Annotated in this window: 18 protein-coding genes; all 18 read right to left on the reverse strand. The window is 59.4% G+C overall.

Features of this window, described 5'->3' with window-relative positions; translation table 11 throughout:
- Positions 1 to 299 precede the first annotated feature (299 nt).
- Positions 300 to 1634: an LLM class flavin-dependent oxidoreductase gene (locus EAV92_RS13180; protein ID WP_123041524.1), complete on the reverse strand. Its 1335-nt coding sequence runs from the start codon at positions 1632 to 1634 to the stop codon at positions 300 to 302.
- An 18-nt stretch (positions 1635 to 1652) separates the two neighbouring features.
- Positions 1653 to 2189: a GNAT family N-acetyltransferase gene (locus EAV92_RS13185; RefSeq protein ID WP_123041525.1), complete on the reverse strand. Its 537-nt coding sequence runs from the start codon at positions 2187 to 2189 to the stop codon at positions 1653 to 1655.
- Positions 2190 to 2210: 21 nt separating this feature from the next.
- The gene (locus tag EAV92_RS13190) at positions 2211 to 2711 is read right to left on the reverse strand and encodes a DinB family protein (protein WP_123041526.1); all 501 of its coding nucleotides are present in this window, start codon (positions 2709 to 2711) and stop codon (positions 2211 to 2213) included.
- A gap of 14 nt (positions 2712 to 2725) precedes the next feature.
- Positions 2726 to 3901 carry an N-methyl-L-tryptophan oxidase gene (solA, locus tag EAV92_RS13195; protein WP_123041527.1) on the reverse strand — a complete coding sequence of 392 codons (1176 nt, stop codon included), beginning with the start codon at positions 3899 to 3901 and terminating at the stop codon, positions 2726 to 2728.
- Between the two features lies 1 nt (position 3902).
- Positions 3903 to 5078: an amidohydrolase gene (locus EAV92_RS13200; RefSeq protein ID WP_123041528.1), complete on the reverse strand. Its 1176-nt coding sequence runs from the start codon at positions 5076 to 5078 to the stop codon at positions 3903 to 3905.
- Positions 5075 to 6085 (reverse strand): LLM class flavin-dependent oxidoreductase, encoded by a 1011-nt coding sequence (locus EAV92_RS13205; RefSeq protein ID WP_123041529.1) that lies wholly within the window; start codon positions 6083 to 6085, stop codon positions 5075 to 5077. Before EAV92_RS13205 ends, EAV92_RS13200 begins: the two co-directional genes overlap by 4 nt.
- A 32-nt stretch (positions 6086 to 6117) precedes the next feature.
- Complete coding sequence (locus tag EAV92_RS13210; protein ID WP_123041530.1) at positions 6118 to 6870, reverse strand: amino acid ABC transporter ATP-binding protein; 753 nt, start codon at positions 6868 to 6870, stop codon at positions 6118 to 6120.
- On the reverse strand, positions 6867 to 7577 hold the full coding sequence (locus tag EAV92_RS13215) for an amino acid ABC transporter permease (RefSeq protein WP_123041531.1): 711 nt from the start codon (positions 7575 to 7577) through the stop codon (positions 6867 to 6869). Before EAV92_RS13215 ends, EAV92_RS13210 begins: the two co-directional genes overlap by 4 nt.
- Positions 7567 to 8361 (reverse strand): amino acid ABC transporter permease, encoded by a 795-nt coding sequence (locus EAV92_RS13220; RefSeq protein ID WP_123041532.1) that lies wholly within the window; start codon positions 8359 to 8361, stop codon positions 7567 to 7569. The genes EAV92_RS13215 and EAV92_RS13220 overlap by 11 nt, the downstream gene beginning before the upstream one ends.
- Before the next feature lie 21 nt (positions 8362 to 8382).
- Positions 8383 to 9228: a transporter substrate-binding domain-containing protein gene (locus EAV92_RS13225; protein ID WP_123041533.1), complete on the reverse strand. Its 846-nt coding sequence runs from the start codon at positions 9226 to 9228 to the stop codon at positions 8383 to 8385.
- Positions 9229 to 9455: 227 nt separating this feature from the next.
- Positions 9456 to 10028, reverse strand: a complete 573-nt coding sequence (gene ssuE, locus EAV92_RS13230; RefSeq protein WP_123041534.1) for an NADPH-dependent FMN reductase — start codon at positions 10026 to 10028, stop codon at positions 9456 to 9458.
- Positions 10029 to 10065: 37 nt separating this feature from the next.
- Complete coding sequence (locus tag EAV92_RS13235) at positions 10066 to 10968, reverse strand: LysR family transcriptional regulator (protein ID WP_123041535.1); 903 nt, start codon at positions 10966 to 10968, stop codon at positions 10066 to 10068.
- A 143-nt stretch (positions 10969 to 11111) separates the two neighbouring features.
- Positions 11112 to 11954 carry a carbohydrate ABC transporter permease gene (locus tag EAV92_RS13240; RefSeq protein WP_123041536.1) on the reverse strand — a complete coding sequence of 281 codons (843 nt, stop codon included), beginning with the start codon at positions 11952 to 11954 and terminating at the stop codon, positions 11112 to 11114.
- Positions 11955 to 11966: 12 nt separating this feature from the next.
- Positions 11967 to 12848 (reverse strand): carbohydrate ABC transporter permease, encoded by an 882-nt coding sequence (locus EAV92_RS13245; protein WP_123041537.1) that lies wholly within the window; start codon positions 12846 to 12848, stop codon positions 11967 to 11969.
- A gap of 81 nt (positions 12849 to 12929) precedes the next feature.
- Entirely contained in the window at positions 12930 to 14279 is a 1350-nt protein-coding gene (locus tag EAV92_RS13250) for an ABC transporter substrate-binding protein (RefSeq protein ID WP_123041538.1), read from the reverse strand.
- Between the two features lie 125 nt (positions 14280 to 14404).
- The gene (locus EAV92_RS13255; RefSeq protein WP_123041539.1) at positions 14405 to 15997 is read right to left on the reverse strand and encodes a response regulator; all 1593 of its coding nucleotides are present in this window, start codon (positions 15995 to 15997) and stop codon (positions 14405 to 14407) included.
- Positions 15994 to 17814 carry a cache domain-containing sensor histidine kinase gene (locus EAV92_RS13260; protein WP_123041540.1) on the reverse strand — a complete coding sequence of 607 codons (1821 nt, stop codon included), beginning with the start codon at positions 17812 to 17814 and terminating at the stop codon, positions 15994 to 15996. Before EAV92_RS13260 ends, EAV92_RS13255 begins: the two co-directional genes overlap by 4 nt.
- 130 nt (positions 17815 to 17944) lie before the next feature.
- Positions 17945 to 20137, reverse strand: a complete 2193-nt coding sequence (locus EAV92_RS13265) for an alpha-galactosidase (RefSeq protein WP_123041541.1) — start codon at positions 20135 to 20137, stop codon at positions 17945 to 17947.
- Between the last annotated feature and the right edge of the window lie 9 nt (positions 20138 to 20146).

Consider the following 20146-nt stretch of genomic DNA (forward strand, 5'->3'; position numbering starts at 1 on the left):
GTAACTTTCTTGCACAACTCCGCCACAACCCCGCCATTTCGCCGGAGTTATGTAACTTTCTTGCACAACTCCTCCTCAACCCCGCGTTTCACCGAAGTTATGTAACTTTCTTGCACAACTCCGCCGCACTCCCGCCACTCCGCCGAAGTTATGTAACTTTCTCACACAGCTCCGCCGCACTCCCGCCATTTCCCCGGAGTTATGTAACTTTCTTGCACAACTCCTCCTCACTCCCCCCGCACGCCGAGAACGCGAAAACCGGCGACCGCTCACCGCGGCCGCCGGCCCTGACAAACCTATTAACTGGTTACTTTCCTATTCGCCGCGGTGTAACGATTCTCCGGTATCGGCAGCCCGAGGTTGCCGCGCAGCGTGTCGGACTCGTACTCCGTACGGTAAAGTCCACGCTCCTGCAAGATCGGGACGACCAGCTCGACGAAGTCGGTCAGCCCGCTCGGGAACGCCGAATGGACGATGAATCCGTCGGCCGCTTCCTCCTCGTGCCAACGCTGAAGCAGGTCGGCGATCTTCTCCGGCGTCCCGACGAATTCCCCGCGCGGCGTCGCGGAGCGAAGCGCCACCTGGCGCAGCGTAAGCCCTTGCTCCTTGGCCGTGCGCTTGATTTTGTCCGTGCCGCTGCGGAAGCTGTTGCTGCCGAGGTCCCCGAGTTCCGGGAACGGTTCGTCCAGCGGATACTGCGAGAAGTCGTGGTGCTCGAAGAAACGGCCCAGGTAATCGAGCGCTTTGTCGATCGAGACCAGGTTCGCGAGCTCCTCGTATTTCCGCTCGGCCTCCTCCTCCGTCCGGCCGATGATCGGCCCGATGCCGGGCAGGATGGCGATTTCGTCCGGACTCCGCCCGTATGCGGCAGCCCGGCCCTTGACGTCGCGGTAGAACGCCTTCGCCTCCTCGATGCTCTCGTGGCCCGTGAATACGGCGTCCGCGCTTTTCGCCGCGAGGTTTTTACCGCTCTCCGAGGACCCCGCTTGGAAAATGACCGGATGCCCTTGCTTGGAGCGAGCGATGTTCAGCGGACCTTCGACCGAGAAATACCGCCCTTTATGGTTCAGCCGGTGCATTTTCGAAGGTTCGAAGAAAACGCCTGCTTCCTTGTCGCGCACGAACGCGTCGTCCTCCCAGGAATCCCACAGCCCCCGGGTAACCTCCAAATATTCCTCCGCGATCTGATAACGTTCATCATGCGTCGGGTGGTCCGTCTTGGAATAGTTCCGTGCCGAGCCTTCGAGCGGCGAAGTGACGACGTTCCAGCCCGCGCGACCGCCGCTGATGTGGTCAAGGGACCCGAATTGCCGGGCCACCGTGAACGGTTCGCTATACGAAGTGGACAGCGTGCCGACGAGGCCGATCCGCCGGGTGACGGCGGCAAGCGCGGACAAGATCGTCACGGGCTCGAACCGGTTCAGAAAATGGGGGATCGATTTTTCCGTGATATAGAGGCCGTCGGCGATGAACAGCAGGTCGAACAGCCCCGCTTCCGCCGTTTGCGCTTGTTTCTTGTAAAACTCCAAATTCACGCTCGCGTCCGCCGGGATTTCCGGATGGCGCCACGCCGAAATATTTCCTCCCACGCCATGAATCAGTGCTCCGAACTTGATTTTTTTCCGGTTTGCCATGCCCTCTCCTCCTTCAATTCACGCCTGCGCCTGAAGCAAGGCGGATTCTCTCAAATGAAGCCGGTAGCTTTTGACGAGCGTTTCCCCGTTATGGAACTCTTTATCGTAAGCTCTCTCGAAGCCCAATCTCTCGTAAAGACGAACCGCGGACGCCATCATGTCGGAAGTGTGCAGGTGCAGCGTATCCGCGCCCCATTCCACCGCCAGCCTTGCGCTTTCCCGAAGCAGCGCGGTCGCGACGCCCTGCCCTCTGGCACTCTGCGAAACGGCCAGCAGCCGGACGATCGGCGATTCGATGCCGATATCGTGGCCGTAAGCGGCGAGAGAGGAATCGAACAACAGCGCGCTTCCGATAATCTCGCCGTTCCGTTCGGCGACCAGCCTGGTCCTCGGTCCCGCGCTATCGACGGAGGCCTCGATGTTCTCCTTGTACGCCTCCCAACGTTCCGGCGACAACACGCTTTCATACTGTCCGTAGGCGTCCAACAGCACCTTGCGGATCGCTTCCCGATCCGAAACGCGCGCCTCTCGGATCAACACCCTATGCTCCGTCATTCCCCTCGCCTCCCGTCCCCGTTATACCGCGCAGCTCGCTCCGAGCGGCGGTTGATCAGAAATGCCCTTTTTGATCCGGTCGATTTGCCCCAAATGCCGCTGCACGTGATCGATGAAACCTTGCACGACCGCCGACAGCGTCACCGTTTCACCCCGGAAATTCACGCTCGATTTGCTCCATTCTTCCTCCGTCAGCCGGACGAACAATTGCCCGTTGTGCACGAGCAAAGCGCGGAAAACGTTCAGGAAATCCTCCGCCTTGCCCTCGTTCGCCTTCTGCCCGTCGATCCAAGGATCTTGGCTGAAAGCCGGCAGCCTGGCTTCCGAGCCGGAGAGAATCTCGCGGATCCGGAAAGATACGACGATGTTGTGGTCCGCCAAATGCGCGATGACCTCCGTCACGCTCCATTTTCCCGGTCCGGGTTTGAAACGAAGCTCCTCCTCCGACAGGCCCTCGATCGCTTCTTGCAATTGGTTGTACGTTTTCAAATACGCGGTAATATCCGCCGGCCCTGCGCTCATTTTCCGATTCCTCCCTAAATTTGAAAGTCGATTCGACTGCGTGTTTCCTCGAAACGCCAATAGGAGAACATGCCCAGGTCCAGTTCCGTTTCCCGGTTGATCGTGAGATCGGCGAGCGCCTCGCCGACCGCGCTGGCGAATTTGAAGCCATGCCCGGAAAAGCCTCCCGCCAGAAGGACGTTCGGATACGCGGGATGGGCGTCGATGATGAAATGCTCGTCGGGGCTCAGCTCGTATTTGCAGGCGGCTCCCCGAATCAGCCTGCCCGATGCGCCCGGCAGGAAGGATTCCAAAGCGCGGCGCAAGTCTCCTTCATCTTCCGGATCGTCGCCGAACGGAAGGAACGGCTCGCCCGGCTTCCACTCGACTCCGCCGTCGTGGCGGCCGATCTTCAGGCCGGCTCCGCCAATGTCGGGAAAGCCGTAATAGCCTCCTTCTCCCGTCCCCAAAGTGAAGCCCGGAAACGACCCGGCCCGGTATTCCGGTCCGGCGGTTTCGAACCACCCGACGCACTTGCGCACCGACCGGACCGGCATGTGCATGAACGGCTTCAGCGTCTGGAACCAAGCTCCGGCGCACACGATGACGTTGTCGGCGTAGTAGACGTCATCCTTCGTCGCGACGAAAGAGAAAGCGTTGCCCGTGACTTTCACGTCCTTGACGAACGTGTTCGTCAGCAGCGTCGCGCCCGCCCTAAGAGCAAGCTTCCGGTAAGCCGCCACGCAGCGTTCGCTGTTCAGGTAACCCGCGTCCGGTTCGTACAGTCCCCGAAAATGTTCCGGCACCGCGAATCCCGGCCATCGCTTGCGAATTTCCGCTGCGTCCAGCAGCTCCGTCACGACGCCCAACCGGGCGGCGTCTAGCGCGCGTTCGTCGAACGAAACCAGTTCTTCCGGAGCCAGGTTCAAGACGCCCGAGCGCACCAGCAAAGGCTCTCCGGCGAGCGCCTCCAGTTCGCGCCATAATCGGTCCGCCCGCTGCGCCAGCCGGATGTATGTCTCTCCGCCGTGGTAGGCGTGGCGGATCAGGCGGGGCTCCCCGTGATGGCTGCCATGCGCATGCGGAGGATCGAAGGCGTCGATCAGCAGCGTCTTCACGCCTCTTCGCGCCAGATGATACCCCGCGCTCATGCCCATGGATCCCGCGCCGATGACGATGACCTCGTAGGATTTGGAGATCCCCGTCCCCATGCTAGCCCGCCGCTCCCGATCGACGCGCCTGCAGAATCCCAATTGCGTCGGCCGCCAGCGCGGCCAGAAACGAAGCTCCGACCGGAAGCGCCCTCTCGTCCACGTCGAACTGGGGATGGTGCCACTCCTGCGGACCGGAAGTGCCGAGAAATACGAACAGCCCCGGCACCTGCTCCTGATAAAACGCGAAATCTTCTCCGGCCGGCGAAGGAAGCGGAGTCACGACGTTCAGCCCCAGCCCTTCGGCCGTCCGTACCGCCGCTTGCGCCCAGTCCGCATCGTTGCGGACGGCGGGCGGCCCTTGGATCCATCGGACGGAAGCTTTCGTTCCGTAGGCTTCGGAGACCCCATGGACGACTTGCTCGAAGCGCTCCCGGACTTTGGCTCTCGCCTTCTCGTCGAAGGTGCGGAGCGTTCCGTCGAATACCGCTTTATCGGCGATGACGTTCCAAGCCGTTCCTCCGCGGAAACGGGTCACGCTGAGAACGACGCTGTCGAGCGCGCTGACGTTCCGGCTGACGATGGATTGCAGCGCGGTGACGATGTGGGCCGCGCTGACGATCGGATCGATGCCCGCTTCCGGCACGGCCGCATGGCTGCCCCGTCCTTCCACTTCCACGGCGAATCCGTCCGCCGCGGCCATGAGGGGTCCCGCCTTGATGCCGACCTTGCCGACCGGCAGATCCGGCTTGTTGTGCAAGCCGAAAATCGCCTGCACGCCCTGCAAGGCGCCGCTCTCGATGACCTGGCCTGCGCCGACCGCCTTTTCCTCGGCGGGCTGGAAGATGAGCCGGACGGCGCCCGGCAGCTCGCTCTCCCGCTCCTTCAAGAGCAGAGCGGCGCCCAGCAGCGCGGCGGTGTGGAAATCGTGCCCGCAGGCATGCATTTTGCCCGGCACCTTCGACGCGAACGGCAAGCCGGTCTCTTCCTGCACCGGCAAGGCGTCGATGTCCGCCCGCAGCGCGACGACCGGGCCGCCGCGCAATCCGCCTATCTCCGCGATGACTCCCGTCTTGAGGGGATAATCCGGCATTCGAATTCCCGCCTCCCGCAGCCATCCGCGGATCGTTTCCGTCGTCTCGAATTCCTCCAGAGACGTTTCGGGAAAGGCGTGAAGCTGCCGCCGTGCCTCCACCAAACGCCGTTCCAGCGTATCCGTCACGGTCGCGCCGCTCATACCGGCAGTTCCTCGAACGCTTCCGCCAGCAGTTCGAAAGACCTCAGACGCCGCTCGAAATCGCCAAGGATCGTCGTGAAGATGAATTCGTCCACGCCGTACTCCTGCTGAAGCTCCAACAGCCGCTTCCGAACCGTCTCCTTCGTCCCTTTGGCGATGTCCGCTTCCCGGACCTCGGCCGTGAACGATTCGCCCGCCTGGCGCGCGAATTCCTCCGCCGCTTCCAAGGAACCGACGTTGACGGTTTTCCCGCTCGCCAGCGTCACCCGAACGCTTTTGAACGTCCCGGCCAGCTCTCCCGCTTCTTCTTCCGTATCCGCTACGATCGCGGAATGCGCGAGAATCGCGTAAGGCTCCGTTCCGCGCGCCCGGTTGAACCCGTCCCGATAAGCCCGGAACGCGGCCTTCGCCGTCTCGTAGTCGCTGTTGATGAACAGCGCGAAAGCATAAGGGTATCCCCGCTCCGCCGCCAATTCCGCGCTCGACACGCTCGTGCCGAGCAAGTAAATGCCGGCCGGCTGCTCCGGCAGCGGATTCGCCTGGATGCCGGCGAGCGGATGCTCTTCCTCCGTCCGGCCGTGCAGGTAACCCTCGAGTTCCGCGAGTTTCCCGCCGAGCGACTTGCCGTCCCCCGCTCCTTGCTGCAAAGCTTTCGTCGAACGGGGAAGACCGCCCGGCGCGCGGCCGATGCCAAGGTCGACCCGTCCCGGCGCGAGGGAAGCCAGCACGTTGAAGTTTTCCGCCACTTTATAAGGACTGTAATGCTGGAGCATGACGCCGCCCGAGCCGATCCGGATTTTCTCCGTCTTCGCCAGCAAATGCGAAATCAATACTTCAGGTGACGAGCCCGCCATCTGCGGGGAATCGTGATGCTCCGACACCCAAAACCGGCGGAACCCCCGCCGTTCCGCGAACTGCGCCAGCTTTACGGTGTTTTGCAGCGCTTCGATCGGGGTCTGTCCCGGAAACACGATGCTTTGGTCCAAAATGCCGAATGGAATTCCCATCCCCAACCACTCCCGTCCGCTCTCGAATCGAATCAAATCGAATACACGCCTTCCGGCGTCAACCGTTTCAGGAATTGCTTCGTCCTCTCTTCTTTCGGGGAAGAGAAGATTTCGTTCGGCGTGCCCTCTTCGACCACGACGCCCTCGTCCATGAAAATCACGTGATTGGCCACATCCTGCGCGAACCCCATCTCATGGGTGACGATGATCATCGTGATGCCTTCCTTGGCGATTTTGCGGATGACCGCCAGCACTTCGCCGACGAGCTCGGGATCCAGCGCCGACGTCGGTTCGTCGAACAGGATGACTTCGGGGTTCAGCGCCAGCGCCCGCGCGATGCCGACGCGCTGCTGCTGTCCGCCCGACAGCTGGCTCGGATAGGCGTCCAATTTGTTGCCCAGACCGACTTTCTCAAGCAAGCGAATGCTGCGTTCCCGGGCTTCCTCTTTGGGCACCTTTTGGACGATCACAAGCCCTTCCATGACATTCTCAAGCGCCGTTTTATGACGGAACAGATTGTACTGCTGGAACACCATCGCCGTTTTCCGGCGCAATGCCTGGATGTCTTTTTTCGAGGCCGATTTGCAGTCGATCCGCTCGGTGCCGATCCGGATTTCGCCGGAACTCGGCTTCTCGAGGAAATTGACGCACCGCAGCAAGGTCGTCTTGCCCGAGCCGCTCGGACCTAAAATGGCGACGACTTCACCCTTGTTCACCGTGACGTCGACGCCTTTGAGCACCTGGTGGCGCCCGAACGATTTGGTGATTCCTTTCAACTGGATCATGCGACGCCCCCCCTGTCGTACACGTTGATTCTGCGTTCCACGAGGCCCGACGCTCTTTCCACCAACAGCGTAAGCCCCCAATAAATGAGCGCCGCGGCGAGATAAGCGTCGAAGAACTTCCAGTTCGTCGAAGCGACGATCTGCGCTTTCGCCGTCACTTCGACGACGGAAACGGTGAAAGCCAGCGTCGAGGCGTGCAGCATGCCGACGACCAGGTTGGAGATGTTCGGCAAGCTGGCCGCGAACGCTTGGGGAATCACGATTCGCCGGAGCGCTTGCGCGGTCGTCATGCCGACCGAATGGGCGGCCTCCATTTGGCCGCGGTTAACCGCCAGCAGCCCGGACCGGACGACCTCGGACGCATAGCCGCCCGCCGTGATCGAGAAGGCGATGAACGCGAAGGCGATCATCGGGATCGAGGCGGACCGGAAGCCCCATCCGAACTGCGCCGCCAACGCGTCTAACGCGATCGGCAGCCCGAAATAAATGAGCAGCAAATGCGTGAGCATCGGCGTTCCCCGGATGAATGTGACATAGCCGGCGGCAATGGGCGCAAGCACCGGAACCCGGAAGGTGCGTATCAACGCGACCGCCGTTCCGATGATGAGGCCGCACGCGACGGACACCGCCGTGATCAGCAGCGTCGTGGGGATCACGGACAGGAGCTGCGTGAAGGCGGTCCAGATGAACGACGGGTCAAGCTTCATAACTCCCGGCCTCCTTCCGTTCCAATGGGAATTCCGAGGAATAACGGCGCCACTTGATCTTCTTCCAAGAGCGGAACCATGCTCTCGTCTCGCTCTCTTGTCTTTCATGCCTCAGCAGGCGCCATTCGACCCCCAGCAGAAGCTTCTCCAACAGGAAACAAACCGCGAGGTAAACGAGCGCAAGGGACAGGTACGCCTCCACGAAATGCTGGGTTAGCGTGCTAAGCGACTGGGCTTTCCCGGTCATTTCCATAATGCCTAGCGAGAACGCCAGCGACGTCTCCTTGGTCAAGGCGAGCAGCACGTTGGAGAAAATCGGCAGCGCGATCGCGATCGCCTGGGGAAACACGATTCTCGTAAACGCCCGGTATCCGTTCATCCCCACCGCATAAGCGGCTTCCACCTGTCCCCGGTCGACCGAACCGACGGCGGCCCGGATCATCTCGCAGACGGCGGCTCCCGTATGCAAGCCGTAGGTCAGGATGACGAAGAAGAGCACGGGGGCTTTCGAGACGTCGATCCCGATCTGCTTCAGCACTTCCGGTAATCCGAAATAGAACAGGAACAGCTGGATCAAAATCGGCGTGCCGCGGAAAAAGGAGACATACAGCTGGGAAACGCGCTGCAGCACCGGTACCCGGTAGAGCCGGGGAAGGGCGGCGAGGAACCCCGCCGCCAGACCGAGAAACACCGCGCCCGCCACGATCGTTAAAGTCGTCCCGAGCGTGGAGATCAGCTTCGGAATGAACTGGAACACGTAGCCGATCTCGAAAGATTGTTCCATGCGGACTCACCGCCCTCTTTTTTATTGCGTGAAGTCTTGGCCGAGCCACTGCTTGCTGAGTTTGCCCAGCGTTCCGTCCGCCTTCAGTTCCTTGATCGCGGTGTCGACGTCGTCCGCCAGCTTCTGCGACTCGGGATCGTTCTTGCGGAAAACGAACAGGATGTCGGCCTCGCTCAGCACTTCATCCGTCGTTTTCAGCTTGCCTTGCGGGTCGATGAGGGGCAGGGTGAAATCGGCGCCGATCGTCGCGGCTACCCTGCCGGTCGAGATCTGGCTGACCGTATCGTTGGCCGCACCGTTCTGATAAACGATGTCGATTTTCTTGTCGTGGTCCCGGTTGTAGTTCTCCAGGATTTGGGCTTCCGCGCTGGTGGCGCTCGTCAACACCTTTTTGCCGACCAAATCATCCAGCGTCTTGACCGAATCGTTGTCCTTCGCGACGATGATCTTGTTCTTCCAGTGAGCGTAGGGCTCTTTGTTGAACAGGTACTTTTCGGTGCGCTCCGGGTTCTTCTCGAACTCATGGGCGCCGATGTCGACCTTCTTCGTTTCGAGGCTGAGCAGGATGTTGGAAAATTCCAGCGTCTGAAGCTCGAACTCGTATTGGGGAAGCCGTTTGTCGATTTCGCGAACCAGCTCGACGTCGAAGCCGGTCAACTTGCCGTTCTCGTCCAGGAACGCCACCTTCGGAAATTTGGTGCCCGTGCCGACGATGATTTTCTTCACCTCGGCCGGCTTCGCCGACGCGCTCGCCGTTGGGGCGGCAGCAGCCGCTTCTCCCTTGGAGCCTTCCTCCTTGTTGCCGCACCCGGCGGCGACAACCCCCAGTGCAAGCGTTAAAATGATAGCCAAAGTCGTCTTTTTCATGTGTTTCTCCTCCCCGTATCCACTCGGAATTTTTTAACCTTATAATTCCTACTGGTTAAGTAAGAATTATGTTTGAATCCACTCTATCATCCCCCGGCGGCCTCGGCTAATAGAGATATTCAATACGGCGATTCAACAATCCGATATAGGCGGAATCCGGCACTCGCAAACGCAAAAAGAACCTTGCTTCATCACGAAGCAAGGTCCTTTCTTGAAGCTCGTTCCGATCATGCGATGCCGGCTTGTTCCCGGTTCTTCTTCCGGTATTCCGCCCACGAAAGCTCTTCGGCGAACTCATCCGCAGCCCGATCCAGCCGGTTCTTCAGCTCCTCCGTCAATTGGAAGCCTCCGTTCTCCAGCTTCTCGACCCACTGATCGACCGCGTAAACGCCGGCAAGCACGTGCCTGCCGCCCAAGGCGGAGATCACGGGCTTCAAGGCGTATTCCACGCTCAAGAGATGCGCGATCGTACCCCCGATGAACAGCGGAAGCGAAATCTTTCCTTGCAGCCCGGACTGGGGCAGGACGTCCAGGAACGATTTAAGCAAACCGGAATAGGAGGCTTTATACACGGGTCCGGCGATCACGACGCCGTCCGCTTCCTCCACCGAGGCGATCGCCCGAAGCAGCTCTGCATTTTTGAAGTCGGCATGCAGCAGCGCGGACGCCGGCAATTCCGCCACCCGGACCGTCTCGATGCCGAACCCTTTTTCTTTCCAAACCTTTTCCGCATACTCCAAGATTCCGTTCAAGCGGGAGCCCGGGTTCGGGCTTCCCGCGATGATGACGATTTTGCTCATTTTCATAGCCTCCAATGGGAATGAGATAAGAGTTCTACTAAACCACGGGCGACGGCGTCCGCGCCTGCCGCAGCTCCCGGCCCGCTTCGAGAATCGCTTCGACGAAGGGGACGTGTTCACCGTATGGGGAGATGACGTTCGTCTGCAGCGAGATCCCTTCGGTCTCCGTCACGGGCACCGGGAACAGCTTCTCCTCGGCCACCTCCCTGCGGACGGCGAGCCCGGGCAGAAAGCCGATTCCCGCCTTTTGCATGACGAGCTTTTTGGCCATTTCCGAGTTGTCGGTTTGGATCTGGATGTTGGGCGGAATGTCCAGGGTTTCGAAAATCCGGTGGATCCTCAGCCAGTCCAACGCGCCGCATTCGAAGAACACGAGAGGCTGTTCCGCGATTTGCGCCGCCGTGACCCGCTCGCCCGTGGCGAATGGATGTCCTTCGTAGGCGTACAGCCGGATGGGATCCTCGTAAAATTTCACCGACTGAAGCTGCGGGTGGTTGACGTTGCGGACGAAGCCGATGTCGACTTCCTGGTTCAACGTTTTGTTCAGGATATCGTCGGTCGTTCCCGTGACGAACCGGTACTGGATGCCGGGGAACTTCCGCTTCAAGCGGGGAAGCAGCTCGGGAATGACGTAATTGGATACCGAAACGGTGCAGCCGATTTTCAGCTCCGCCGGAAGCGATTTTTTCTGATTAATGTGGAGCTTCCCCTTCTGGTAGGTCAGGATCAGCTGCTGCGCGTAAGGGAGAAACCGCTTGCCCTCCTCCGTGATCCGGATTTGCTTGCCCGTCCGGTCGAACAGCCGGCAATCCAGCTCCCGTTCCAGCGATTGGATGCGGGCGGTGACGGAAGGCTGGGACAGGTACAAGGCTTCGGCGGCTTTGTTGAAGCTGCCGTAGTGGATCACGTAGACGAACGCCTCGATATTCTCGATATTCACCCCTCTTCCCTCCCTTGATGAATATTTTACTTTTCCAATAAAATAACTCGGAATTATAAAAAAGTAAATATGTATTTGAAAGCTTTTTCCATCGGACACTTACGAAAGCCCGCCAGCGTCATGGCCGGCGGGCTTCGAGTCGCTCATCCTTTTACTGCGGAACCAACCGTCAAGGCGCTTTCCACCTTCTCGCTGAAGAAGACGTAGAGCAGCACGGTCGGCAGGCTCGCAAGCGTCATGACCGCGCCCATCGCTCCCCAATCCGTCGTGAATTGCCCTTGGAAAAACAGCAATCCCAGCGGAAGCGTCTTCAACTCTTCCTTGGAAATGAGAATCAACGCCAGCGGGAACTCGTTCCAGGCGGAGAGGAAAACGAAGATGATCATCGTCGCCACCGCAGGCCGGACGATCGGGAGCATGATGCTCCAGAACGTACGGTAGATGCTGGCCCCGTCCATGCAAGCCGATTCTTCCAATTCGAACGGGATCGTACGGAAAAAGCCGTAAAACACGAGCGTCGAGAACGAAAGGTTGAAAGCGATGTAAGGAACGATCAGCGACAGCAGAGAGTTGGCTAAATGGATTTCCCTCATCAGGACGGCCAGCGGTAGCAAGATGACCTGCACCGGAATGAAGAGTCCCACGACCATGTACATTCGGGCCGTCTCCCGGAAACGCCATCTCAATCGGGCCGCCGCGTAGGCGAACATCACGGATAAGGCAATGGCTCCGGCCACCGTGGCGGCCGATACGATGACGCTGTTCAGGAAGTAAACCGGAACCTTGAAGCTGTGCCAAGCCGTCGAATAGTTTTCGAATCGGAGCTTCAGCGGCGGGCCGAACGGGTTCGTGACGAATATTTCGTTATTGTTTTTAAGCGAATAGAATACCATCCACAGCAGCGGATACACGGACACGGCCGCGTAGATCCACATCAGAAACTGCGACAGCGGAGCCCGCCTTCTCCATCGGATTAATGTATGCATGCGCCGCCCTCCTTAATAGACGATCCGGTCGCGCGCGACGAGCCGGTTGATGAGCAGCGTGACGACCAGGCATTCGATGACGAGGACGACCGCGGAAGCGCTGCCGTAGCCGAATTCGTTGATCCGGAACGCAGAGCGGTACATCAAGTACGTAAGCGTGTAGGTGGAGGTACCCGGCCCTCCGCCCGTCATGATGAACATTTGGGCGAAAGCGCTGAGTCCCCCCGTCACGCCCAGCACCAGGCAAAAACGGTACGTTTCCCGAAGCAGCGGTACGCTGATCAGCCAATGGGCCTTCCATTTGCCCGCTCCGTCGATCCGCGCGGCTTCGAGAAAATGTTCGGGGATCGATTTGACCGCCGCGAACAGCAACGCGAAATGGTAACCCATAAAGTGCCAGGCATTGACGAAGGCGATCGCGTAGATTGCTTTTTCGGGGTCGCTCAGCCAATCCTGCCGGTAGGAAATCCCGAAGGCTTCGAACAGCCGGTTCAGCAAGCCGTACTCCCCGTTGTAAACCGCCAACCACAATTGGCAGACGACGGTCACGGACAACACCACGGGAATGAAAAAGCTGATCCGGAGCCACTTGCGGCCCTTGACGAAAGCATCCGCCACGCCGAAAGCCAGCAGCGTGCCGACGCCGATCTGAAAGACGGCGATGATCACCGCGAATATAAGCCCGTTGTATACGGAGGTTTTGAACAGTTCGTCTTGGAAGAGTTCTTTATAGTTATCCAGGAACAGAAAGGTTGCCGGATTGAGGCCGTCCCATTGGAAAAGGCTGCGGTAGACGGTCTGCAGCAGAGGCCAAAACACGATGGCCGAATACAAAATCAAAGCCGGAAGGACGAAGACGGCGACGGCCGTCCGGTTGCCCATAAATTTGTTCATGCTGCGCTTCCTTTCCTCGCCCCGGAAAAAGTTCACACCGCGCAAACGCGCGGTGTGACTTGCGTCCGGATGAACGGCTGCTTATTTCCCGATGGACTTGTCGACTTCTTTCACGAACTGATCCACGGAGGATCCCGCCAACAGCGCCTGCGAAGCGTCTTCGATGCCGGCTTTGAATTTCGGGTTCGACAATCCCCAAGCGAACGAGGTGGATTTCATGTTCGGGATGACCTTCGCGAGTTCTTCCATCATCGGCGGATAAGGCTTCTCGATCGCTTTATCGACCTTCGTGGCGACGATCGGCGTTCCGCGTTGCGTATACTTGAATTCGGCGTATTTGCGGGACATGAAAGCCGCTACCTGAGCCGCGAGCTCGACGTGCTCGCTTTTCGGGTTCACGGCATAGCCGCCGGGACCGCCTCCGCCGCTGAAAATCAGCTTCGCCGATTCATAGCCGGCCGCGTCAATGCCCGGATAAGGCATCCAGGCCGCTTTGTCGCCAAGCGCTTTGGTCGACGCCTCGATTTCCCACTGGCCGTTTAGAAACATCGCCGCTTTCCCTTCATAGAAAAGAGCCGCCGCTTGGTCATAGTTCATGTTGGTCGCGCCTTTGGCAAGCAAACCTGCCTTAACCAGCTCGGACAGCTTCTCGGCCGCGGTTCTATATGCCGGGTCGCTGGCCTTCGCTTCGCCTTTGTCCAATTTCTTGATGCCTTCCGGGTCCAGCCGGCTGGCGAATACGTCGTAGAGCGCGACATCCGGCCATTTTTCCTTGGCGAACATGGAGAGCGGGATGATGCCGTTTTTCTTAAAAGTCTCGACGGCCGTTTTCCATTCGTCGAACGTCGTGGGGACTTTCACGCCGTATTTCTCGAACAATTCTTTGTTGTAGTAAAGCAGCACCATCTCGTTGCCTGCGTAAGGGAAGGCGTAAATATGGCCATCGTCGGTCACCAGCGTGTTCATGGCGCTCGGCTGCATCGCGTCCTTGAAACCGAATTGATCCGCGTAAGCGTCGAGCTCTTGAATATTCCCCGACTGCTTGAATGTATTGATGATGTCGAGCCCCGCCTGGTAAATGTCGGGCAGGTTTCCCGTTGCCGCGTACGTTTTCAGCTTCTGCCCGTCGTCCTGCGCCTGGATGTCGAGTTCGAGCTCGACGTTCGGCATTTCCTTCTTCAGCTCGGCGACCGCGTAGTCGTAAGGAAGCTTGGTATCTTCGTCCGCGTATTGGGCGTAAATGCGAAGCTTGACCTTCTCGTCCGCGGCCGAGGCGCTCGGAGAAGCGCTCGCCGACTCGGTTGCGCCGGTCGTGGCCGAAGCGGCCGGAGAAGCGGCGTTACCTTCTTCTTTGTTGCTGCCGGACCCGCAGGCCGCCGCCGTGAAGGCAAGCAGCGCGATCAACAGGACCGTTGCCGATTTTTTGATCATTGGATGGACCTCCCCAAGAGTATCGCTTTTCGTTTACGAGGTTCATTATAAAATCCTCCCCCTCCCTCGATAATGGAAAAAACGATGGGGAATTGTACTTTCCGCTTCAATTTCCCGGGCCTTATTCAGGTTCTTGCTCCCTTGGCCGCGTTTTCGTACTCGCTGGGAGGCACGCCGAAAAATTTACGGAAGCTTTTGCTGAAATACCCCGGATCGGAAAACCCGACCTTTTCCGCCACGTCGGACAAGCGAAGCGGCCCGCCGATCAACTCTTTCGCTTTCGTCATCCGGACGTGGATGAGGTACTCCCCCGCCGTCATGCCGTAGGTTTTCTTGAAAACCGCCCGAAGGTAGCTCGGATTGATGAACAACCGGGCAGCCACGCCTTCCACGGACAGATCGGGATCTCCGTAATGTTCCTCGATATGCTGCCTGGCGGTGTTGGCGATGATGGAAGCGCGGGTTTGCTTATGCCGGCTGACATAGTCGAAGGCCCTTCGGAAGAGAGGCTTCATCCACGCTTTCACGTTCTCGGCCGTCTCCAGAGTCCGGATTTCCGAATACGGAAAGAAATGCTCCCCGAAGCAATCCTCAATAGGGTGACCCGCTTCGGTGACATGGGAAAGACAAACCGATACCCACCCCATGCAGGCCACGTAAATCAGATCCAGAGACAGCTTCCGGTCGCGGATGATTCGGAACAGCTCGTCCAACTTCGAATCGAGGGAAGGCCAATCGCCGATCCGAAGCTGGTGCGCCAGCTGCTCGTTCGTATCCGCGGGGAAAGCCGTGCCTTCTCCCTTCGAATCCAAGGCCTCGAAGGCGATCACGCGATCCTCCCCGAGCGTGAACTTGTTCCTCAGCGCCTGTCTCGCTTCCCCGTAAGACCGGCGGATTCCCTCGATGCCGTCATGGCCGGTCCCCAATCCGATGGTGACGGTCAGCTTGAGGTATTTGCGGATGTATCGGCATACCTTCTCGTAGGCTTCGACGCTGTTTTGCGCCGCTCTTCCCGGCGCTCCGTTCTCTTTCCGCAAACAAAGAATATGGCCCTCGGGACCGTGGAAGACGTGCAGCTGCCCATCCTCCTCCATCGTTTCCTGCAGGATGTTCGCCACCGCGAATTTCCACAACTGACGTTCCGCAGGCTCGTTCCAGCGCCGCTCCATGTGGTCGATTTCGATGCAAGCCACGCCGTGCCTCAAGCCCAGGCTCACGCCAAGCTGCCCGAGTCGCGACGCGATCCGCTCGGCCGGTTCCGCCGCTTCCCCCGAAACCAACCGGTTCAACATGCTCTCCGCCATCAATTGGCGATCCGCCTTTTCCGTCTGCAGCGCTTCAAGCGAATCCCGGTGCTTCTGCCTGCATTTCAAAAGGGTCAGGACCAGTTCGTCCTTCGAGAACGGTTTGAGGATGTAATCCTCCACGCCGAGGCGTATCGCCGTCCTGGCGTAGTCGAATTCATTGTGACCGGTGATGATGATGACGTCCATGCGAGGGTTAACGGCTTTAAGACGTTCCGTCAAGGTAAGCCCGTCCATGTTCGGCATGTTGATGTCCACGAGCGCCAAATCGGGTGCCGTGCGTTCGGCCAGTTCCAGCGCTTCTTCGCCGTTTCGCGCTTCGCCGCAAATGCTGAATCCGTACGCCGCCCAATCCAGGGCTTGCTTCAAATAGTCGCGGAATATCGCTTCATCGTCCGCGATGAGGATTTTCATGCAGGTTCCTCCTCTTTCCTTCCCGTTTCGCGATGGCTGGAAGGGATCGGCAGGACGGCCGTGACGACGGTGCCTTCGCCGGGCTTCGATTCGATCCGGATGCCGTACGGCTCGCCGAAGTATAGCCGGATGCGCTCCTGCACGCTTCGGAGGCCGAAACTTGCGAGCGAGGCTCCTTTCGCCGGTTCCTCCCGCTCCCAGATCGCTTCCAATGCGAACGAGTCCATGCCTACCCCGTTGTCCTCCACCTTGAGCAGCACGTGCGTTTCCGACAGCTCGCCGGAGATCGTGAGGGTCCCGAATCGGCCGGCAGGCTTAAGACCGTGGTAGATCGCGTTTTCCACCAAAGGTTGCAACGTAAGCTTTAGGATCGGGTAGAACTCCAACTCCGCGGGCACGTCGATCCGGTAATCGAAAACGTCGGAATAACGGATCCGCTGGATCGCCAAATAATCGCGCACGTTTTGGAGTTCCTCCCCTACCGTGATGATTTCCCGCCCTTTGCTGAGCACGATCCGGTAATAGTCCGCCAAAGCTTTGGTCGTTCTTTGCACGTCCTTGCTTCTTCCCATCTCCGAAAGTGTATAGATGACGTCTAGCGTGTTGTATAAAAAATGGGGCTTGATCTGCGATTGGATGAGGGCGAGCTCATACTCCCTTTTGAGTTTCTGCTCGCTGCGCACGCTTTGGAGCAGCCCGCGGATGCGTTCGATCATGCCGTTGAAGCCGGCTCCCAGCATTCCGATTTCGTCGCTTCCCCGGGCTTCGAAACGGCTGTCGAGCGATCCGTCTTGCACTTTGCGCATCGTTCGGGTTAAGCGGACCAGCGGCGTCGCGATCGTGCGCGCCAAAAGTCCCGCGCCGAAGAGAACGAGCAGCAGACAGCCCGCCCCGAGGGCCACGATGAACCAGCTTACTTTGCCCGTGTCCCGGGTAAGCTCCTTCATCGGAACGCGGGTAACCAGCGTCCATCCCATTAGGTTCAGCCGATGCGCCACCGACAGTTCGCCCCCGTCCCGGAACGTTCGGTCCGTCCCGCCTAAACCGGATGCCATCGCCCACTGCCGCAAAGCCGGCTTGTCCACGGAGGTTAGGAGCATGGCCGCATCCAAAGCGGATACGATTCTGCCTTTGCCGTCCACTAACATGTGCGTCGCCCGGAATTCGGAGCCGACGGCCGGGAAAATGCCGGAGAGGTGTTTCTCGTCCACGTTCAGGATCAGCCACCCGAGGGTTCGGCCGGTATTGATTTCGATGACTTTCTTGCCCAGCGTCAGGACGACCTGCCCTTTGTCGCGGACGAAGAAGTTCCTTTTCTGCATGCCGAACCACATGTTTTCGCCGGAGGATCGGCGCAGCGTCTTCAGCATTTCGCTGTCCGGGAAATGATCCGCTCCTTCCTGGAGACTCGGGTGGGAAGCGTAAGTTCTTCCCCCCGTGTCGACGAACACGGCGGAATCCACGTCCGGAAATACGAGAAGCGCGAAGCTGATTTGGTTCACGATCAGCGACGTGTAACGGGGATCCTCCACCTCGCCCGGTTCTCCCTCTTCTTTGACGACACGGTTCAGGCTCAAAGTCAGGCTGTTCGCGCTGCTTTCGGCGTTTTGCAGAATTCCCTGAACCCGCGTCGAGATGAGCCGGGCGTTATCCGACACGCTTTGCACGGTTTTGTTTACGATCGATTGCGTGTAGATCCGGTTGGAGACGTACCCGAGCAAGAACAACGGCAGCACGACGAGCGGAATATAGATCACGATGATCTTGTTGCGGATCGTCCGGCTGCGGAACCACTCGGAAAGTCCGGAAACGGGCATGCGGGACACGTTCCTTTGCTGGAGATGTAATCGCTATCATAATGGCGAATTCAACCGTTCGTCAATGATTCATGCGAAAAGGACAGAGTGCCCGGCTTGCCGGGACGCTCTGTCCGTGTTTCCTATATCCCTATTCGGCTCTCAGCTTGAATACCAGACTCGCGAAATCGCCCTGCATCTGCGGCAGCGGGATCCCAAAATGCATCAAGCGGTCGCCCGCGAACGCGGCGTCCGCTCCCTCGATCCGATAGGAGATCGCCGGATCCAAGCCGCGCAGCTTCAGCCTTCTCAGCGGCGGGTTCGGCTCGGCCAACGTCCGGAAGTAGAACGCGACGGCTTCCTTGCGGTCCTCCGACACGAACATCCACGCCGTCTCGTTGCCCTCGAACGGGCTTTTCAGCCGGTACAGGTCCCCGGTTTGGATCAAACCCCGCAGCTCCTTGTAAGCCGCGACCTGCCGTTTGACGATTTCCTTCTCTTCCTCATGAAAACGGGTCAAATCGAGCTCGTAGCCGAAATTGCCCGACATCGCCACGTCACCGCGCACGGCGAGAGAAGTGATGCGGCCCACCTGGTGGTTCGGCACGTCGGAGACGTGGGCGCCCATGCTGCTGACCGGATACACGAGGCTTGTGCCGTATTGAATTTTGAGCCGTTCGATCGCGTCCGTGTCGTCGCTGGTCCAGGTTTGCGGCATGTAATGGAGCATGCCGGGGTCGAAACGTCCTCCGCCGCCGGAGCAGCTCTCGAACAGGATGTTGGGGAAGGCTGACGTCAGCTTCTCCAGCAAGTCGTACAGCCCTAGCATGTAACGGTGCGCGACTTCGGATTGTCGGTCTTCCGGCAGCGCGGCGGAACCGATTTCCGACATGTTGCGGTTCATGTCCCATTTGACGTAAGAGATCGGACAGCTGGAGAAAATGCCGCTCAAAGCCTCGTACAAGTAGTCGCGAACGTCTTGGCGGGACATGTCGAGAATGAGCTGCTGGCGTGCCTCCGTCCTTCTGCGGCCGGGCACATGCAGGCACCAATCCGGATGGGCGCGGTACAAGTCGCTGTCCGGCGAGATCATTTCGGGCTCGAACCACAGGCCAAATTGCAAGCCCTTCTGATTCACCCGCTCCGCGAGGTCGCGAAGCCCGTTCGGCAGCTTCTTCCGGTCCACGAACCAGTCCCCGAGGGAGCTGCGGTCGTCGTCCCGTTTGCCGAACCAACCGTCGTCCAGCACGAACAGCTCGATGCCGAGATCCGCTCCGGCTTGGGCAATCGCTTCGATTTTATCGGCGTTGAAGTCGAAATAAGTGGCTTCCCAGTTGTTGACCAGGATCGGACGGGCTTGATCCCGGTGGGTTCCCCGGCACAGACGTGTGCGGTACAGGCGGTGGTAAGCGCGGGACATGCCGCCGAGCCCTTCCGACGAATAGACGAGCACCGCTTCCGGAGTCTGGAACGATTCGCCGGCGCCCAGTTTCCACGCGAAATCGAAAGGGTTAAGTCCGATCGACACCCGGGTCATATCGAACTGGTCGACTTCCGCTTGAGCCAGGAAATTGCCGCTGTAGACGAGGCTGAAGCCGAATGCGTCCCCTTGGTCTTCATCCGTATTCGGCCGAACGAGCGCCGCGAACGGATTCAGGTTGTGGCTGCTCGCGCCCCGGCGGCTCTCGATCCGGGTGCCTCCGGCGGCGACCGGCCTTCTCGTGATATGCCGCTCGCGCGTCCATGCGCCGGCCAGGTACACGAACTCGTAATCCCGGTCGTGGAAATCGATGCTTGCGCTCAGCGCCCGCAGAATGGTGAGCGGCGCAGCGCCCTCCGCCAGTTCCAGGCGCGCGGACCGGGTGACGGCGTTCGCCGCCTCGAAAACGGAATACGACAAAACGACGGTCAGCCCGCTGTAGGCGTCCGCCAGCGTCAATTCCAACGTATGGGCTTCGTCATCGGTCTCCGTGTAGGTCGCGGGCAGCCCCTGAAGCTTCGGCTTGCCGGAGAAGATCCGATGGCTCTCGTACTGCAGCTCGGTAATCCGGGTTCCGTCGGCAAGCCGCACTTGGTAGGCCGGCTCCCGGAAATCGCTCGTGCCGTATTGCGGATATTCCTGGGGAAGCGTGTCCAGGGAGATCGTGTGGTCGTCCTCCACCGGATTCGGAGAGAACGAAGCTCGCTGTACGCGCTGGACCATGCCGTTCCAATTCGCGTCGTCCCGCAGGCGTTTGCCCCAGTACACATGCACCGGATAGCCGCGCACGATTTGAATTACATAGCTCATGTCGTTTGAGCGGAGATGGAACAGATTTTGCGATTCGTGATAGGTGATGGGCATGGTTTTCTT

It is taken from the genome of Cohnella candidum, assembly GCF_003713065.1.
Lineage (GTDB): Bacteria > Bacillota > Bacilli > Paenibacillales > Paenibacillaceae > Cohnella > Cohnella candidum.

Bases quoted from the DNA above. Each gene is read 5' to 3' on its own strand.
- EAV92_RS13225 (WP_123041533.1), bottom strand. From the start codon at position 9,228: ATGAAAAAGACGACTTTGGCTATCATTTTAACGCTTGCACTGGGGGTT.
- EAV92_RS13185 (WP_123041525.1), bottom strand. From the start codon at position 2,189: ATGACGGAGCATAGGGTGTTGATCCGAGAGGCGCGCGTTTCGGATCGG.
- ssuE (WP_123041534.1), bottom strand. From the start codon at position 10,028: ATGAGCAAAATCGTCATCATCGCGGGAAGCCCGAACCCGGGCTCCCGC.
- EAV92_RS13190 (WP_123041526.1), bottom strand. From the start codon at position 2,711: ATGAGCGCAGGGCCGGCGGATATTACCGCGTATTTGAAAACGTACAAC.
- EAV92_RS13180 (WP_123041524.1), bottom strand. From the start codon at position 1,634: ATGGCAAACCGGAAAAAAATCAAGTTCGGAGCACTGATTCATGGCGTG.
- EAV92_RS13200 (WP_123041528.1), bottom strand. From the start codon at position 5,078: ATGAGCGGCGCGACCGTGACGGATACGCTGGAACGGCGTTTGGTGGAG.
- solA (WP_123041527.1), bottom strand. From the start codon at position 3,901: ATGGGGACGGGGATCTCCAAATCCTACGAGGTCATCGTCATCGGCGCG.
- EAV92_RS13260 (WP_123041540.1), bottom strand. From the start codon at position 17,814: ATGCCCGTTTCCGGACTTTCCGAGTGGTTCCGCAGCCGGACGATCCGC.
- EAV92_RS13220 (WP_123041532.1), bottom strand. From the start codon at position 8,361: ATGGAACAATCTTTCGAGATCGGCTACGTGTTCCAGTTCATTCCGAAG.
- EAV92_RS13250 (WP_123041538.1), bottom strand. From the start codon at position 14,279: ATGATCAAAAAATCGGCAACGGTCCTGTTGATCGCGCTGCTTGCCTTC.
- EAV92_RS13205 (WP_123041529.1), bottom strand. From the start codon at position 6,085: ATGGGAATTCCATTCGGCATTTTGGACCAAAGCATCGTGTTTCCGGGA.
- EAV92_RS13265 (WP_123041541.1), bottom strand. From the start codon at position 20,137: ATGCCCATCACCTATCACGAATCGCAAAATCTGTTCCATCTCCGCTCA.
- EAV92_RS13210 (WP_123041530.1), bottom strand. From the start codon at position 6,870: ATGATCCAGTTGAAAGGAATCACCAAATCGTTCGGGCGCCACCAGGTG.
- EAV92_RS13255 (WP_123041539.1), bottom strand. From the start codon at position 15,997: ATGAAAATCCTCATCGCGGACGATGAAGCGATATTCCGCGACTATTTG.
- EAV92_RS13215 (WP_123041531.1), bottom strand. From the start codon at position 7,577: ATGAAGCTTGACCCGTCGTTCATCTGGACCGCCTTCACGCAGCTCCTG.
- EAV92_RS13240 (WP_123041536.1), bottom strand. From the start codon at position 11,954: ATGCATACATTAATCCGATGGAGAAGGCGGGCTCCGCTGTCGCAGTTT.
- EAV92_RS13245 (WP_123041537.1), bottom strand. From the start codon at position 12,848: ATGAACAAATTTATGGGCAACCGGACGGCCGTCGCCGTCTTCGTCCTT.